Origin of the sequence: Streptomyces sp. NPDC057486 (assembly GCF_042802415.1) — a bacterium.
Classification (GTDB): domain Bacteria; phylum Actinomycetota; class Actinomycetes; order Streptomycetales; family Streptomycetaceae; genus Streptomyces; species Streptomyces yanii.
Genome location: NZ_JBHVEE010000084.1, coordinates 1 through 14,561 on the forward strand (window position 1 = coordinate 1; position 14,561 = coordinate 14,561).

General features: G+C 65.6%; 9 protein-coding genes and 2 pseudogenes. 4 read left to right on the forward strand and 7 right to left on the reverse strand.

Annotation, left to right across the window (positions count from 1 at the left end):
* From ACFU6I_RS31260 to ACFU6I_RS31270, 3 genes and pseudogenes are all read right to left on the reverse strand, one after another.
* A pseudogene (locus ACFU6I_RS31260) lies at positions 1–423 on the reverse strand (transporter); the annotation flags it as partial.
* Positions 424–1,776: 1,353 nt separating this feature from the next.
* Entirely contained in the window at positions 1,777–1,959 is a 183-nt protein-coding gene (locus tag ACFU6I_RS31265) for a hypothetical protein (protein WP_384372766.1), read from the reverse strand.
* A 22-nt stretch (positions 1,960–1,981) separates the two neighbouring features.
* Positions 1,982–2,248: pseudogene (locus ACFU6I_RS31270) on the reverse strand (peptidase inhibitor family I36 protein); the annotation flags it as partial.
* A gap of 57 nt (positions 2,249–2,305) precedes the next feature.
* Here ACFU6I_RS31270 and ACFU6I_RS31275 point away from each other — a divergent pair.
* Positions 2,306–2,635: an integrase core domain-containing protein gene (locus ACFU6I_RS31275; protein WP_384372768.1), complete on the forward strand. Its 330-nt coding sequence runs from the start codon at positions 2,306–2,308 to the stop codon at positions 2,633–2,635.
* A gap of 181 nt (positions 2,636–2,816) precedes the next feature.
* On the opposite strand, the gene ACFU6I_RS31280 is transcribed toward ACFU6I_RS31275, so the two are convergent.
* On the reverse strand, positions 2,817–3,776 hold the full coding sequence (locus tag ACFU6I_RS31280) for a helix-turn-helix domain-containing protein (RefSeq protein WP_384372715.1): 960 nt from the start codon (positions 3,774–3,776) through the stop codon (positions 2,817–2,819).
* A 25-nt stretch (positions 3,777–3,801) separates the two neighbouring features.
* On the opposite strand from ACFU6I_RS31280, the gene ACFU6I_RS31285 reads away from it, so the two are divergent.
* The 3 genes from ACFU6I_RS31285 to ACFU6I_RS31295 are packed head-to-tail and all read left to right on the forward strand — an operon-like array spanning position 3,802 to position 6,547.
* Positions 3,802–4,704: a phytanoyl-CoA dioxygenase family protein gene (locus ACFU6I_RS31285; protein WP_384372717.1), complete on the forward strand. Its 903-nt coding sequence runs from the start codon at positions 3,802–3,804 to the stop codon at positions 4,702–4,704.
* Between the two features lie 59 nt (positions 4,705–4,763).
* Complete coding sequence (locus ACFU6I_RS31290; RefSeq protein ID WP_384372719.1) at positions 4,764–5,471, forward strand: ThuA domain-containing protein; 708 nt, start codon at positions 4,764–4,766, stop codon at positions 5,469–5,471.
* Entirely contained in the window at positions 5,468–6,547 is a 1,080-nt protein-coding gene (locus tag ACFU6I_RS31295; RefSeq protein WP_384372721.1) for a Gfo/Idh/MocA family protein, read from the forward strand. Before ACFU6I_RS31290 ends, ACFU6I_RS31295 begins: the two co-directional genes overlap by 4 nt.
* A 119-nt stretch (positions 6,548–6,666) precedes the next feature.
* Here the strand turns inward: ACFU6I_RS31295 and ACFU6I_RS31300 are convergent, their stop codons facing one another.
* From ACFU6I_RS31300 to ACFU6I_RS31310, 3 genes are all read right to left on the reverse strand, one after another.
* Positions 6,667–9,546, reverse strand: coding sequence for a LamG domain-containing protein (locus ACFU6I_RS31300; protein ID WP_384372723.1), 2,880 nt, complete (start codon positions 9,544–9,546; stop codon positions 6,667–6,669).
* Between the two features lie 162 nt (positions 9,547–9,708).
* Complete coding sequence (locus ACFU6I_RS31305) at positions 9,709–13,911, reverse strand: glycoside hydrolase domain-containing protein (RefSeq protein WP_384372725.1); 4,203 nt, start codon at positions 13,909–13,911, stop codon at positions 9,709–9,711.
* A 16-nt stretch (positions 13,912–13,927) separates the two neighbouring features.
* A complete protein-coding gene (locus ACFU6I_RS31310; RefSeq protein ID WP_384372726.1) occupies positions 13,928–14,557 on the reverse strand; it encodes a bifunctional 4-hydroxy-2-oxoglutarate aldolase/2-dehydro-3-deoxy-phosphogluconate aldolase in 630 nt (209 codons plus the stop codon).
* Positions 14,558–14,561 lie beyond the last annotated feature (4 nt).

Here is a 14,561-nt window from a genome sequence, read left to right on the forward strand (position 1 = left end):
GCGGAGGTGGAACCGCCCGGAGGTGACCGCGGCGATCAATCCGCCGAGGAAGATCGATATCAGCAGGGCGGCCTGGGTGACCAGCGGGGCCGGGCCCGGGCCTGTGACCGAGGTGTTCTCACTCACCGTCGGTTCGACGTCCGTTTCGAGCAGCTCTGACTCCCTGTACGGAACCGGCGGAACGGTAGACGCGCCAGGGCCGGTGCCGAAGTGCTCCGCTGTAGCTGCGGCGAGAGCGTCAACAAGAGCACGATCGTCGGTGAACTCCTCGTCCATCCGCTCGAGGCGGCGTTCCCTGCGCCAGTGCAACACGCGATCCCACGCGGACGACACCCCGAAAGACCGATCGGTGATGAGGGTGTAGTTGATCGTGACCAGAGCGAGCCCGGCGGCCCCGGCCCACCAGGGCCAGTAGCTACTCATGCGGGGCCTCCCATCCATTCGGAGAATCGAGCCCACCAGCCGCGCTTCGAGCTCGGCGCTTGCCGCGCGTGTCGAGAGGGGCGGGTATGAGGCTGGGGAATCTGTGGGGGCGGTGACGGTTGGTAAGGCGTGACTGGTATCGGCGGAGATGCCGCCCCCCACTGAGTCACGCTCTCCGGGGCCGCGATCCCAGGTTCAGACGGCTCAGGTGGCCAGGCCGGCGCTGGCTGCGACCAAGACGCGCTCCCCGGTGACGTCGGATTGTGCCGTGGCGGCGGGGCCTGCCGGGGTACCTGCCCTGGGTCGACAGCGCCGGAGTGGCCCGTGTTGACCGCGTCTTCGAGATGTCGTGCGCTAGCCCCGTTGGGCAGCAGGCTGATCGGCACGCGCTCGCCGGTGAGTGACATCTGGTAGCGCGCACAGCCGAGCCACTGATCCTCGCTGTCGCAGTAGTAGTTGCGCCAACCTTGCAAGCTCGCCCTAAGCAGCGGGAACAGGGGGCATCCTACGGCGTGCGAGCAACCCACGTTGCTCCCTTCTGATCGGCGCACACCACCCATTCGGAGAGGGCGGTTGCCGTTCTCGATTTCATGCCCTTGCCGCGCCAGGTCGACGATCTCAGAGCGACGCGGTGACGGCCTGTCACAGCTACGGAGCTGTGTCTCCATTTCTTCGACCGGGCGTGATGGAACCACCGTTTCGGTGTCCCAAGCAACCTCAGGGGGATTCTGACCGTAACCGCTTGACATCACCGAGTGAGATATGCCACGTGATGCTTATGCGCCTTTGTCTCTTGTGTCTTAATATTTACGGTCGGCGGTGAGGCCGCTTGAGGCGTGATTGGATTTCGGGGATCAACCCCCGTGCTGGCGGTGAGTCAGTTGTTCTGAGGTTCTGACGTCATGGCATCTCCCCGGCAACAACTACGTCACCAACGACCAGAAGACCGCCGAGATCTCGGTCGACGATCGTCCGCGAAGCAGCCGCAGCAGGGGCATGCGCTCGATCATCCACGCGGCATTTACCGCGGCGCTCGCTCGCTACACCGCGGGCCGAAGCCATGCCACACCCGGGTTTCGTCGTCCTCGACTCTCCGCTCCTCACCTACCGTGAGCCCGACGAGGACGACTTCAAGATCCGCAACAATGTGAACCGCTAGCCGCCGCCGTCGACCAAGACGCTGAACCCCTTCGCAGTCACCGCGCTGTAGGTACTCCGCTCAAGGGGTGGGCAGCGGCCAACTGTCCAGGGGTGATACACCGTCAAGGTGCTGGCAGCGCGCTCTTCCTATGACACCCGCAGGATCCGTGACCCGGTGCGTGCCGTCGGTGTGCACGTTCCTGTGGGGGGTGTTCAGCCGCAGTCGTTTCGGTTGATCTTCAGGGAGCGGGTCTGGTCGTTGAGGTTGTAGCCGCGCAGGTCGTGGATGGAGCCGCCACTTTGGGTCACGCAGACCCAGCGGCCGCTGTAGTTCCGCTCCTCGTAGACACGGGCGGGTGCGGTCGGAGTTGTTGCGGACCGAGCTGCCGCGGTCACGGATCGCGGACGGCAGGTCCTTCACGCCGCCGTCCACGGCACGCCGTACCCATGGCTGCCCACCGAAGTTGATCTCCGGGTAGATACACACGTAGCCGGACGGGCAGTCGATACCGGCCCGTACCGTGCCGGTGCTGCCGGACGCGGAGTCGGGGACGCCCCGCGCCGTACCGGCCCGACCTGGACGGAGTTCCTCACCAACCAGGCCGAAGGCGTCATCGCCGTCGACTTCTTCCACCTCGACGCCGTCCTCGGCCGCAGGCTCTACGAGCTGGCGTTCCTCGAGCACAGTACTCGGCGCCAGAGCATCGCCGGCGTCACCGTCCAACCCACCCGTGACTGGGCGGTGCAGCAGACCCGGAACCTGGCCACCGATCTCGGCACACGCATGGAGTCTTTGCGCTTTCTCCTCCGTGCCCGCGACGGCACGTACGGGCAGTTTTTCGACGTTGTCTTCGAGGCCGAAGAGATCGAGGTCCTCAAGACAGCGTCGCAGGCGCCCCGGATGAACGCCCACTGCGAGCAAGTGATCGGCACGATCCGGCGTGAAGCCCTCGCCCTCGATCACGTCCTCATCATGAATGAGGCCCACGCCCGGCACGTCCTGGCCGCCTACCAGCGTCACTACAAAGAACACCGCCCCCGCCAGACCCAACCAACTCACGCCCGGCGCTGACCAGCAGTTCATCGCCGTGCACGAGTCCGAAGGCCGCAGACTCCTGCGGACCCGCGTCCTCGGCGGCGTCATCAACGAGTACCGCTACCACCTGACCTGCAGCGACGACTTTCCGATCCCCACACGGAGCGCAGCTCCTACCGTTCTCCCGCCGCCGGCTGACTGCCATCGGCAAGAGCGCTCAAGGCAACAGGTGCACCAGCGGCAGCAGCCGGGCCTGTCGCACGGGCCACAGCGCGTCGACCGCGGACTGCGTGCGCCGGAAGGCACCCGGAGGAGTTCCGTAGGTTTCAGCGAAGCGGCGTGAGAAGTGGTAGGGAGTGCTGAAACCGGCTTCTGTCGCGATCTCAGCGAGAGACAAATTGCTGCGCTGCAAGGACATAGCGGCGCGCGCCAGTCGAATGAGTTCAAAGGCGCGCGCCGGCCCACAAGCGTAGGAATCACGGAACAACCGGTGCAGGTGCCCCGTCGAGACGGTCGCGGCAGCGGCCATCTCCTCGACAGAAACGATGCAGTAACCGGATGTGGACCACACCTCGGCCACGTGCTCGACGGCCGCCCGGACGATAGGGGAGAACTGCGGTGACTCCTGGGACAGCGGCCCGGCGATGAACAGGTCGAGGAGCAGTTGCACACATTCGTCGCTGCGACGCCGGCTCCGTGTCGACTGCAGATCCGCGAGATCGAGCAGATACGCGCACAAGGCCTGCAGGATCGGAGCTTCCGACATGTCTCGGACCCTGGGCCAAGTCGCTTCGTGACCAAGGTGACCGGGGCTGTCCAGGGAAAAGTGGACGAACGCGTGACTCGACTCCCGGGAGGCATCCCAGTAATAGGATTCCCGGTCACCGCGTCGGGCGAGTGCGAGTGTCCCCGGGCTCAGCAGCAGGTCCTCCTCACCCAGCACGGCCCCGTCAGCGTCGCGCATCTCGGTCTGCCACTGCGCCGATCCGGCCAGCAGCCACACGAGTTCGTACGCCTGGAGCACCCGCGGTCCGAAGACAGCCCCACGACCGTAGTCGGCCACCTGTACGTGGGAATGCGCACGCACCTTCAACGCTTCCGATGTCACGATCAGACAATACTGTGTCGTTGCACGGCATTGAACCGTCATGCACTGGCTGGAAATCTCGGGGCTCAACGTTTCATAGAAAGGAACGTCACCCGTGACTGCGACGTTGTCCGCCCAGCACAGCCGACGGCCGTTGATCTTCAAGGATCCCGGACCGGAGATGCTCGAGTACTTCCGCGAGAACGGTTTCGCCGTCCTCGGCGATGCGTTCAGTCCCACCGAGGTCGCAGAGATCAACAAGGACGCAGAGCGACTGTGCCGAGGTGAGTACGGCACGATCGACACAGGAAAGCCGCTGGCCGGAGCGAAGTCGACGGACGAGCTGATGCGCCAGTTCCTGTGCATTCACTACCCGCACAAGGTGTCCGAAGTGGCCATGGGGGCGATGAAGAACCCTCGTGTCATCGCGGCGCTCACGGGACTGATCGGCCCCAACGTCAAGGCCATGCAATCCATGCTCTTCATCAAGTCCGAAGGCAAGCCCGGACAGGCCTGGCATCAGGACGAGTACTTCATACCCACCCGTGACCGGTCACTGACAGCCGCGTGGATCGCTCTCGACGACGCGACAGTTGAGAACGGCTGCCTGTGGGCACTGCCGGGATCGCATCGGTCTGGTGTGCTCTACCCCGCCAGGGATCAGACGGACCCGCGGTTCGACTGCACCACGGAGGCGTACGACTTTCCCTACCGGGACGAGGACTCCGTACCCCTGGAGGTTCCCGCCGGAGCCGCCGTTATCTTCAACGGGTACCTGCTGCACCGGTCGCTGCAGAACTCCGGCGCGCACGGGTACCGCCGCGCGTTGGTCAACCACTACATGAGCGCCGAGTCCCTGCTGCCGTGGAAGTGGCCGACCGAGGGGACTCACATGGCGGCGGCGGACTGCCGGGACATCGTCCTCGTCGCAGGCCGGGACCCGTACCGCCACAAGGGTCTGGAGGATCTCAACAGGCCCCATTCGCGACGGGACAAGGACGGCGGCTGCGATCGGTAGGCCGGTTTCCCACAGCTCCTCCACGTACGAACACGGATGAGAATGAGGCAGGTCAAGACATGAGTCAGGGAACACCCTGCAAGCAGGCGCTTGTGGTCCGAGGCGGCTGGGAGGGACACAAGCCGGTCGAGGCGACGGACTTGTTTCTCCCCCTCCTACGGGACAACAACTTCGACATACGGATCGAGAGCACTCCAAAGGTCTACGCCGATGCCACCTACATGAGCGGCGTCGACCTGATCCTCCAGTGCGTCACGATGGGCGAGATCGCGCCCGACGAGGTGGTCGGTCTGAGGACGGCCATCGAGAACGGCACCGGCCTCGCTGGCTGGCACGGTGGCATCGCCGACTCGTTCCGCAACAGTTCCGACTACCTCCACTTGGTGGGCGGCCAGTTCGCCAGCCACCCCGCCAAGGCGCCGCACGACCGGTGCGGGGATTCGAGGGACTCCTTCCTGCCGCACCGGATCACGATGCTGCTGGCCGCGGCGGACCACCCGATCACCACGGGGATCGAGGACTTCGACCTCGAGACGGAACAGTACTGGGTACTGACCGACGACTACTGCGACGTTCTGGCCACCACCACGTTGGCGGGACGTGACTTTGACCCATGGGGCCGGGCGGTTACCTGCCCCGCCATCTGGACGAGGTCCTGGGGTGCGGGGCGGGTATTCGTCTGCACTCCTGGCCACAGCCTCGACGTACTCGAGGACAGCAACGTGCGTACGGTCGTCGAGCGCGGCATGCTGTGGGCGAGCCGGTGAGCGCGCGCACGGGCGTCGGGCTCGTCGGCTGCGGCGCGATCTCCCGCCAGTACCTGGCGACGCTGGCAGCGCTGGAGGAGATCGAGCTCGTGGCGGTGTCGGACCTCGCCCCCGCACGGGCCCAGGCCGTTGCGGACGCCCATCCGGCCGTCAAAGTCCTTACATTGCCGGAGCTTGTCGCCAACGAGGCCGTGGACGTCGTGCTCAATCTGACGGTTCCGGCGGTTCATGCCGAGGTGGCGCTGGAGGCCATAGCAGGCGGCAAGGACGTCTACCTCGAGAAGCCCCTGGCGGCCACCACCGCACAGGCGAGGGACGTGCTGTCCGCCGCGTCCGCGCGCGGTGTCCGGATCGGATGCGCTCCCGACACCGTCCTCGGAACCGGAATCCAGACGGCCCGTCGGGCCCTCGACGAAGGACGCGTGGGCCGCCCCCTTTCGGCGTCGGCGACGATGATGGTCCCAGGCCATGAGCAGTGGCATCCGGATCCGGACTTCTACTACGTGCCTGGCGGGGGCCCGCTACTGGATATGGGCCCCTACTACATCACGTCTCTCGTGACACTCCTCGGCCCCGTCGCCTCCGTCACGGGTACGTCCAGCCGGTCGCGTGCCACGCGCGTCATCGCCTCCGGGCCACGAAAGGGCGAAGCCATCCCGGTCACCACAGACACCCATGTGACGGGGGTCCTGACGCACAACTCCGGGGTCCTGTCCACCATCGTCATGAGCTTCGACGCTGTCGCCACCGCCTCGTCGAACATCGAGATCCACGGCGACACCGGTTCCCTGATCGTTCCCGACCCGAACCGGTTCTCAGGTGATGTCAAGCTATTCCGGCTCGGCGGCGAGGCATGGGAAACGCTGACCCCGTCGGCCGGATATCGCGACGCCTCACGGGGTTTCGGGCTCGCCGACATGTCACGGACGCCGAGGACGGAGGACCCTCGCACCTCGGGACCTCTCGCCTACCACGTCCTCGAAGTCATGGAGTCCCTCCTGGAGTCCGCGTGGACCGGAACATCCGTGCCGGTCGGGAGTACCTGCGCGCGCCCCGCGGCCGTCCCGCTGAGTTGATTCCCCGGCGATCAGAACGCCTCGCCAGAGTCACTGTCACGTCCGTACTGCGTCGCCACATGGCGGCGGCTCGGCTTTGTCGAGCCGCCGCCAGCAGGACTGGACGTGCAGTGGGCGGTTCAGGTCAGTGACAGGCCGCTGGGGCCGCTGGTGATCCTGTGGTGCTTACCGTTGAGGCGCACTCCGGAGAGCGTCGCGGCGAGTCCTCTGGGGACCGTGGCGTCCTGCAGCTTGGCGGTGGTGCCGTCGGGGATGTAGCCGAACAGCTCGCTGATGATGATGTCGGCGAACTTGCCACCGGGCACGCAGTTGAAGACCTGAAGGCTGTCGGGCGAGGCGATGACGGCGCGGTAGGCGGGTGTGTCGGGGAAGGTCAGCGCTTTACCGAATCCGGTCGGTCCCGTACTCCACGTCGCCCCATTGATTTTCACCGTCTCATCGCTGATCGACTCGGTGGTGGTGGTGCCGTTGCCTTCGTCGAAGGGCAGGCGCAGCACCAGCGTGTCGTCGGTGGCGCCGGTGTCCGGGATGGTGGCGGCGTACTGGGCGTTGATCTCGGCGGCGGACAGTGCCCGGGCGTAGATGCGGGCTTCGTCGATGCTGCCGATGAACCGGCGGCTGGAGTCGGAGGGGCAGCTTCCCACGATGAGCGGGGTGCCCGTGGATGGGGTCAGGGTTCCGGTGGCCGGGCGGGTGGCCTGTACGGTGCCGTCGATGAAGATCTGGAGTTGGTTGCCGTCGTAGACGCCCGCGACGTGGTGCCATCCCGAGGCCGGGACCGTGCTGGTGGTCTGCACCTCGATGAAGCTACCGTCGAGCGTGATGACGAAGGATATCTTGCCGCCAGCGCCGCCGCGGAGCACGTAGCCGGCCGCCCCGCTGCTCCAGGAGTCCTTGCCGATGATGCTGCTCTGCCAGATCTGTGTCGGCCAGCTCGAGGGGTTGATCCATGCGGAGACCGTCACGGCCTTCGCGGGGTTCAACGCCGGCCGGTCGGTGACCGGCACACCGGCGACCTGCTGGAGCTCGTGGGCCTGGCTGAACGGGCCCTGGCGGGTTACACCCGCGAACCTTCTCAGCAGGGACAGAAACGCCGGATAGTCGCCGAACCGCGCGAAGGTCTGGGCGGTGAGCGCAGGCCAGGCGTCATAGGCGCCGTCGGTGCCGTGGTCGACGCGGGATACCGGTGCCTGGGAGTCGGACAGCGACAAGGCGCGCATCCAGTCCCCGGCCAGCAATTCCGTGGTGACGAAGCTCTTCATGGCGGTCTTTTGGGCGTCGGTCAGGGCCGGGGCGAGCAGGTTGCCCGCGATGGCGAAGTCGAGGACGGTCCGTACCGCGACGGTGGTGCCGTCGTTGTGCCGGCAGTTCCACACCCCCTTGTTGGCGCTGTCGTACAGTTTGAGAACTTCGCCGAGAAGAGCGTCGGCTCTGTTGTTGAAGTCCTTGGCGGTCGCCGAGTCACCCGCGCGAGCGGAAAGCTGTGAGACCTGCTGCATCATCCACACGTTGGCCGCATTGAAGGACGCCACTTGGTGGACGTATTTCGGCAGAACTTCCAGGAGGTTGTGGTTCTCGCCGTAGTCGGCCAGCGACTGCCCCTGCGGTACCAGGCTCTGCCAGTGCGTGGCCATGCTCTTCAGATGTTCATGGACGGTCTTGCCGGTGCCGGAGACAGGGGTGTCGAGGAAGGAGACGTCGCCGCTGTAGTTGATGTAGTTGAGGATCGTGGTGAAGACGGTGAGGTCGTTGGCGCTGTACCACGGGCCGACCGTATTGCCGGAGACGCAGTCGATGGCGTATCCGTTATAGATGTCCTTGGAGAGCCAGTAGGTGGTGTGGGCCTTGACCATCTTCGGATCGAGCAGAGCCAGGATGACCGAGGCGTAGGAGGTGTCCCAGAAGTAGGTGACGGTGTTTGACCATTCGGGCCCTCCGGTCACGTAGACACGGTCGAATCCGCGGAAGGCGCCAGATCCGGTAGGTCTGCCGAGAACGCCAGAGAATGCGGCGGACAGATTCGTGCGTTCGCAGGCCAGCACCGACAAGATGCTCATGTAGTACATGCGGGCGATCGCGGTGTCGTCGGTGTCCAGAGTCGGCAGGCAGCCCGAATAGTGACCGTTGCCGGGGGTGAAGGCATCCAGCCAGCGGTTCTTCCAGCCCCTGGCGGCGGCGTTGAAGGCATCTTGGAACTCGGTGATCGTGGCGTTGCAGGCGTCGAGCACACTTTTGCCGTCACTGACGTCCTTGAGTGGCGCCCCCGTCGAGGTCTGACCCACCTCCATGACGATGTCGATCGTCGCCGATTCTCCCGCGGCGACCGACCATTGAGCGGTTCCGCCGGCCGACGCCGTACTCAACGTGGGCGCCGGAGCGAACGCGAACGCCGTCACCGCCGAGGAGCCGCTGTCAGAGATCAACAGGCTCGAACCGGAGACCTTGTACGCGGTGAAGGTACGGCCGCCGCCCGGCCGCGGGGGACTCCACGTCCAGCCGGCCGTCGCCCTGGCGATACGGGGGTTGGCATTGACCGACACCGTGATCGCCGTCCTGGTGGGGTTGGAGACGGTGACGCGCAGCAGCAGTTCGTTGCGTTCGAAGGCGAGGCGGGTCGCGGTCTGGATCCGTACCCCGGAACCGGTCACCGCCTTACGCAGGACCTCATAAGCCGACCAGCGCGATTCGCTGGCCGTGATGGGCGCACCATCCACGCTCAGCGCACAGGCGTCGCCACCACCCTGGAGATAAGGCGCAAGCGTGAAGTTGCGGATTCCCAGCACATTGTCGGCGACGCCCACAGCCCCCCAGAAATTGCTGACGGCAGGCAAGTGCCCCAGCTCCCCCTGCGGCAACCAATCGCTGCTCAGCGAGTCCAGAGCCGGTGCCTGACCTGCCGCGGCCGCGGCCAGCCCCGCTCCGAACATCGGAGTGGCGAACGCCGCAGCGCCCACCACCCCAGACCACGTGAGGAATGTACGGCGATTGATGTCTGGCATGATTGTCTCCTCAAGGTCAGGCGCGTCTCAGGCGCCATGCGTTGCAGGCGGAAACCGGTCGGGCGTCGCAACGGCGCCGAGCGGGTGGTGGGTTGTCGTGGGCGAAAGAGGCGCCTTCTCAGGAACTGCGGTTCTTGTTTCGGTCTTGGTGGTGCTTGCTGGTCATGGGGTGGTTTCGCGGATGGCGATGGCGTCGTAGACGGCCCATGAGCCGGTTTGCGTGGTGATGGTGATGACGTTCTCCCCGGCGCGGAGTTGGTTGGTGCGCAGGGGGAAATCGATGATGGTGGGGCGGATGTTGCCACCACGTCCGTCGCCCCAGTGGTAGCCGTCCCCGCCGCCCGCCGGGAGCTGGATGGTGGTGGCGGTTTGTTCGTTCAGGCTGAAGGCCAGTTTCGGAGGGCTGGTCTGTTGGGTGTCGACCAGCCATGCGGTGAGGGCGAGATCGCTTTCGGGGGTTTGGGGGAGGTCGAAGCGCAGAGTGAAGGTGTGGGATCGATTTCCGGCCCAGGCGTCGTTCGGTCCGGGGTGGATGTAACTCCACGCGGATGAGGCGTCACTGCTGCCGACGGTGAAGTCGACACCGTTGGGGAAGGTGCTGGGGTAGGCGGTGTAACGGTTGGGGGTGAGAGCGAATCCCGCCGTCGCCACATCGACAGCCCCGACCACGGCGATCGCCTGGTGGACGGTGGCGGAGACCTCGTGGTGGGATGTGCCCGCCGCATCCTTGACCGTCACGACGAGGGTCTGCGCCCCCGAGGCGGTCGCCGGCGGGGTGACGGTGAAGGTCGGTGTAGCAGTCGCACCGGCGGCAAGTCGCAGCGTGCGGGTAGCGGGTTCGACCTGCCAGCTCTGCGGAGCTTGCAGCGAGACTTCCGTGTCCTGGGCTTGGCTGTCGTTGTTGACCAGCCGGACCTGGAACGTGGACGGGGTGTCCTGCAACAGGCGCAGTTCCGCAGGTGCAGTCGACACCGAGATCGCCGGCAGGCCGTTCACGTAGAGCACGCCGTCGGGGAGTCCGGTCCCGTCGGCCGCGACGGCGGTGAAGGTGATCCGGTGAAGTTCTTCCGGAGTGTCCTCGGCAACCCGCAGTGCAAGGTCCTGGCCGGTTGTGCCGTTGGCTGGGACGTTCAGCGTGCCGCTGGCCGGCTCGGTACGCAGACCCGCAGGGGCGTTGGTCCGCCAGTTCACCGTGACCGTTTCGCCGGTGAGATTCTTCGCCTCCAACCTGACCGTGCCGTTCTCGCCTGGACCCACCCGAACCTGATCAGGCGTGGAGTAGATGACCGCGGGTGCCTGCGGTGACTGGGAGAACGGCAGTTGCTTGACGCCCCACGCCTTGTTCGGCTGGTCGCCCATCCACAGCTCCAGCGTTCCGCCGCCGGTGAGTTGGTCGTGGTAGAACCAGGCCTGGTTCAGCTCCTGCCCATTGAGCGTGGCACGCTGGATGTACATGTTGGCCGCGGAGTTGTCGTGGGTGACGATGCGGAACTGCCCGCCGGGGAAGTAGCCGGTGTTGAGGTTGACGGTGACCTTGTCGAAGATCGGTGAGGTGATGTCGTAGACCGGGCGTTGCAGGCTCGCTCCGGTGACTTCGAACAGGCCGATCGCCATCAGTGCGCTGAGCGATCCCATCTGGCCCTGGTCCTCGTCGTGGTGGCCGTACCCATCAGTGGTGGATATAGAGGAGTAGACCTTTTCCTTCACCTGTCGCACCCAGTACTGGGTCAACCACGGGTAGCCCACGTAGTTGAACAGGTGCGCCGTTTGCAGACCGGGCTGATTGCCGTAGTTGATGTAGGCGCCCTCGTTGCCGTTCTGCCCTTCGCCAATGAAATTGCTCTTTCTGGACTGCTCGAAGGCGTAGTTGAGTTTGTCGGCGTAGGCGGCCCTGCCGCCCAGCCGGTTGGCCAGGCCCATCACGTCGTGCGGGGTGTACCAGGTGGCCTGCCAGGAGTTGGCCTCCACGAAATCGTTCTCGGACAGCGGGTTGAACGGCGAGAGCCACCGTCCGTCGGCACCCCTGGGCCGGATGAACCCGGTGGACCTGTCGAACAGGTTCTGCCAGTTGCCCGACCGCTCGATCAGGTAGGCGCCGACGTCGGTGTCGTCCCATACCTCGATCTCGTTCAGCCCCACGTTCTCGCCGGTGCCGCCGGTCACGTCGAACCGTACCCAGTTGACCCGCCTCGGTCGGAAGGCCACCACCTTGTTCCTGCCATCGGTGGGGATCTTGCTCACCACGATCGTCGACCCGTCGCTGAACGTCAGAACGCCGGAGTTCGCGTTCGACCTCGGGTCCGCCCGATCGCTGATCACCACCTTGTGGACGCGCTTCTCCTCACGCCAGCTCAGCTTGATCCACGGATTTCGTTCCGTGGACGCCCACTCCACATTCTGCGACGGCACGATGCTGGAGCGGATCGGCCGCCCGTCCACCGCCCGCACACCGGCGAAGTTCGTATCGTTCACCTGCGAGGACACCGACACGTCGGCGAACTGCGAGATGCTGAGCCCCGACTTGTCCAGCCGTCCGGCCAACTGCCCCAGCGTCCAGTCCTGGAACGAGAACTCCAGCGTCTCACCGGCGCCACGCGACTTCCAGGAATCCGGCATGTTGTGCGGCACATACCCGTGATCGAGGTATGGCCGGGCAACTCCACCGTCTCCCATCCAGGAGGCGTTCGCGTAGGTAGCCTTGTCGAACAGGCCGCCGATGGACTGGGCATCGAGCATGGCGTCGTAGGCCAGGTCGACGTCGAAGTCGCGGATCCCCTTGTTCCAGGCGCCGGCGATGAACGACGTCACCGCCGAGCCAGTCATCACGAGCGAATAGTCGCCAAAGCGCGGGCCTCGCGGCAGTAGGCCGCCGTCCTCGTACATCCGCAGTTGCGAGTGGACGAAACTGCTGTAGACGTCCGGATACGCGAAACCGAGCACGGTGTTGAGGTTCCACTGCGTCAACCACAGCGCGTCGTAGTTGTACATCGCGTACTTCGGTATGCCGCGATGATCCAGCGGGATCTGCTTGACCTTGTTGTTCCGCCAGGTGTTGTCCAGGTACTTGCCGTCCACGTCGCTGATCGTGCTGCGCCCGCACAGGAGGTGGAACAGGTCCGTGTAGAACTTCACCTGCTGTTGCTCGGTGCCGCCTTCGACGTCGATGCGTCCGAGCATCGCGTTCCAGCGCTGCTGGGACGCCCGCTTCACTGCCTCGAAGTCCCAGCCCGGCAGCTCCGCTTCGAGATTCTTACGCGCCCCCGCCGCCCCGGTGAACGACAACCCCACCTTCATCTGCACGACCGCACCGGCATCCAGCTGCTCGTAGCAGACGTACACCCCCATGTCGTCGCCGGACAACTCCTCGATCGCCGCACCGCCGTCGGCCAGGCTGCCACCCGCCCAACCCCGCAGCGAATCAAACGCCTTGTCGAACCGAATGTTGAAGAACAGTCGGTTCTTTTCCGGCGGCGTTTCGGGCCAGTAGAGGCCGTCGGTGAGCATTCCTCCTTGGTCGACGTAGCCCTCGATCTCGTGACCGCTGACCTTGGTGACATGGGCGTCCTTCATCTTCGCTTCGCCCAGCACACCGCCGAAGTTGATGATGATCTCACTGCGGCCGGCGTTGCCGTAGGTATAGCGGTGCATACCCACGCGATCGGTGCACGTCAGCTCGGCGGTGACGCCGAACCGATCCAGATGCAACCGGTGGTAGCCCGGCTCGACGACCTCACTCGCGTCATGCTGCACAGACGATTGCCAGCCGGTATCGCCTTGCAGCTTGGACACACCTGCACCGGTCGTGGGCATCACCTGTACGCCGGCGATCTGCCAGCAATGAAGATGACTGAAGCCCTTGACGTTGTTCTCCTTGTGCAGGTAGCCCGTCCCCCACAGCGTGTTGGTGCTCGTGTCCGGCCGCAGCTTGATCATCCCGAACGGGTTGCTCGCCGACTGGAAGAAGAAGAACCGGCCCCGATCCGCTTCCACCCACGGATTGACCAGGCGCACATAGTCCCGGCCCGCCTTGGCTGAAACCGCATCCCCCGGCGCTGCTGCCCAGGCAATGCCGCCGGAACCGCCAACTCCCGCAACGCCCGCCGCCAGCATTCCACCGGCGGACAACAGAAGACGACGACGGGCCAACTGACCACTTGCCTTCGGCTCGGTCACTTTGCGCTTCCCTTTACTTACCTCTGGCTCGGTCACTTCGCGCTTCCCTTCGAGATCGATTCGGGTCATGAGTTCTGTGCGAGATGCGGAAATCGGTTGGGGGGCCGTCCCTGCTGTTCGGCGGAGCGGGCGCGACCCGGCGATGCGAGGAGAGCGGTGCGTGCGGGCTGTTGGCTGCACGCCATTGCCCACGCCCGGCGCGTTGGGACTACCGGGTGAGGGGGTCCATGAACGCCGCGGCTCGGTGTGTGATCTCGTCCCAGTTGCCCTCGGCGACGGCTGTCGGGGGGACGACCTCGGTTCCGGCGCAGACGGCGACGGCTCCGTGGGCGAGGTATTCGGCGGCGTTGGCGGCGTTGACTCCACCGGAGGCGACGAGGGGGGTGCCCGGGTAGGGGCCGTGGAGGTCCTTGAGGTACCGGGGGCCGAACCCACTGGCGGGGAAGATCTTCACGGCGGCTGCGCCCAGGTCGACGGCTTGGGCTACTTCGGTGGGAGTGAGGGCGCCGAGGACGACGGGCAGTCCCGCCTCGCGGGCGGCTTCGGCTACTTCGGGGCGGCAGCCGGGTGTGACGAGGAAGTGGGCGCCGGCTTCGATGGCGAGTTCGGCTTGGCGGCGGGTGAGGACGGTGCCTATGCCGACGTGGTCGCCGTTGGCGGCTGCTTGGGCGAGGTGCCGGGTGGCGTCGGGGGTGGTGAAGGTGAACTCGACGTGGCGGATTCCGCCTTCGGCGAGCGCCGCGCACAGAGCCGGCGCGTCTGCGATGTGGGGTGCGCGGACGACGGCGATCACTGGGCTGGCGGTGAGCTCCGCCGGAAAGGACAGGGGCGTGGTCATGGTC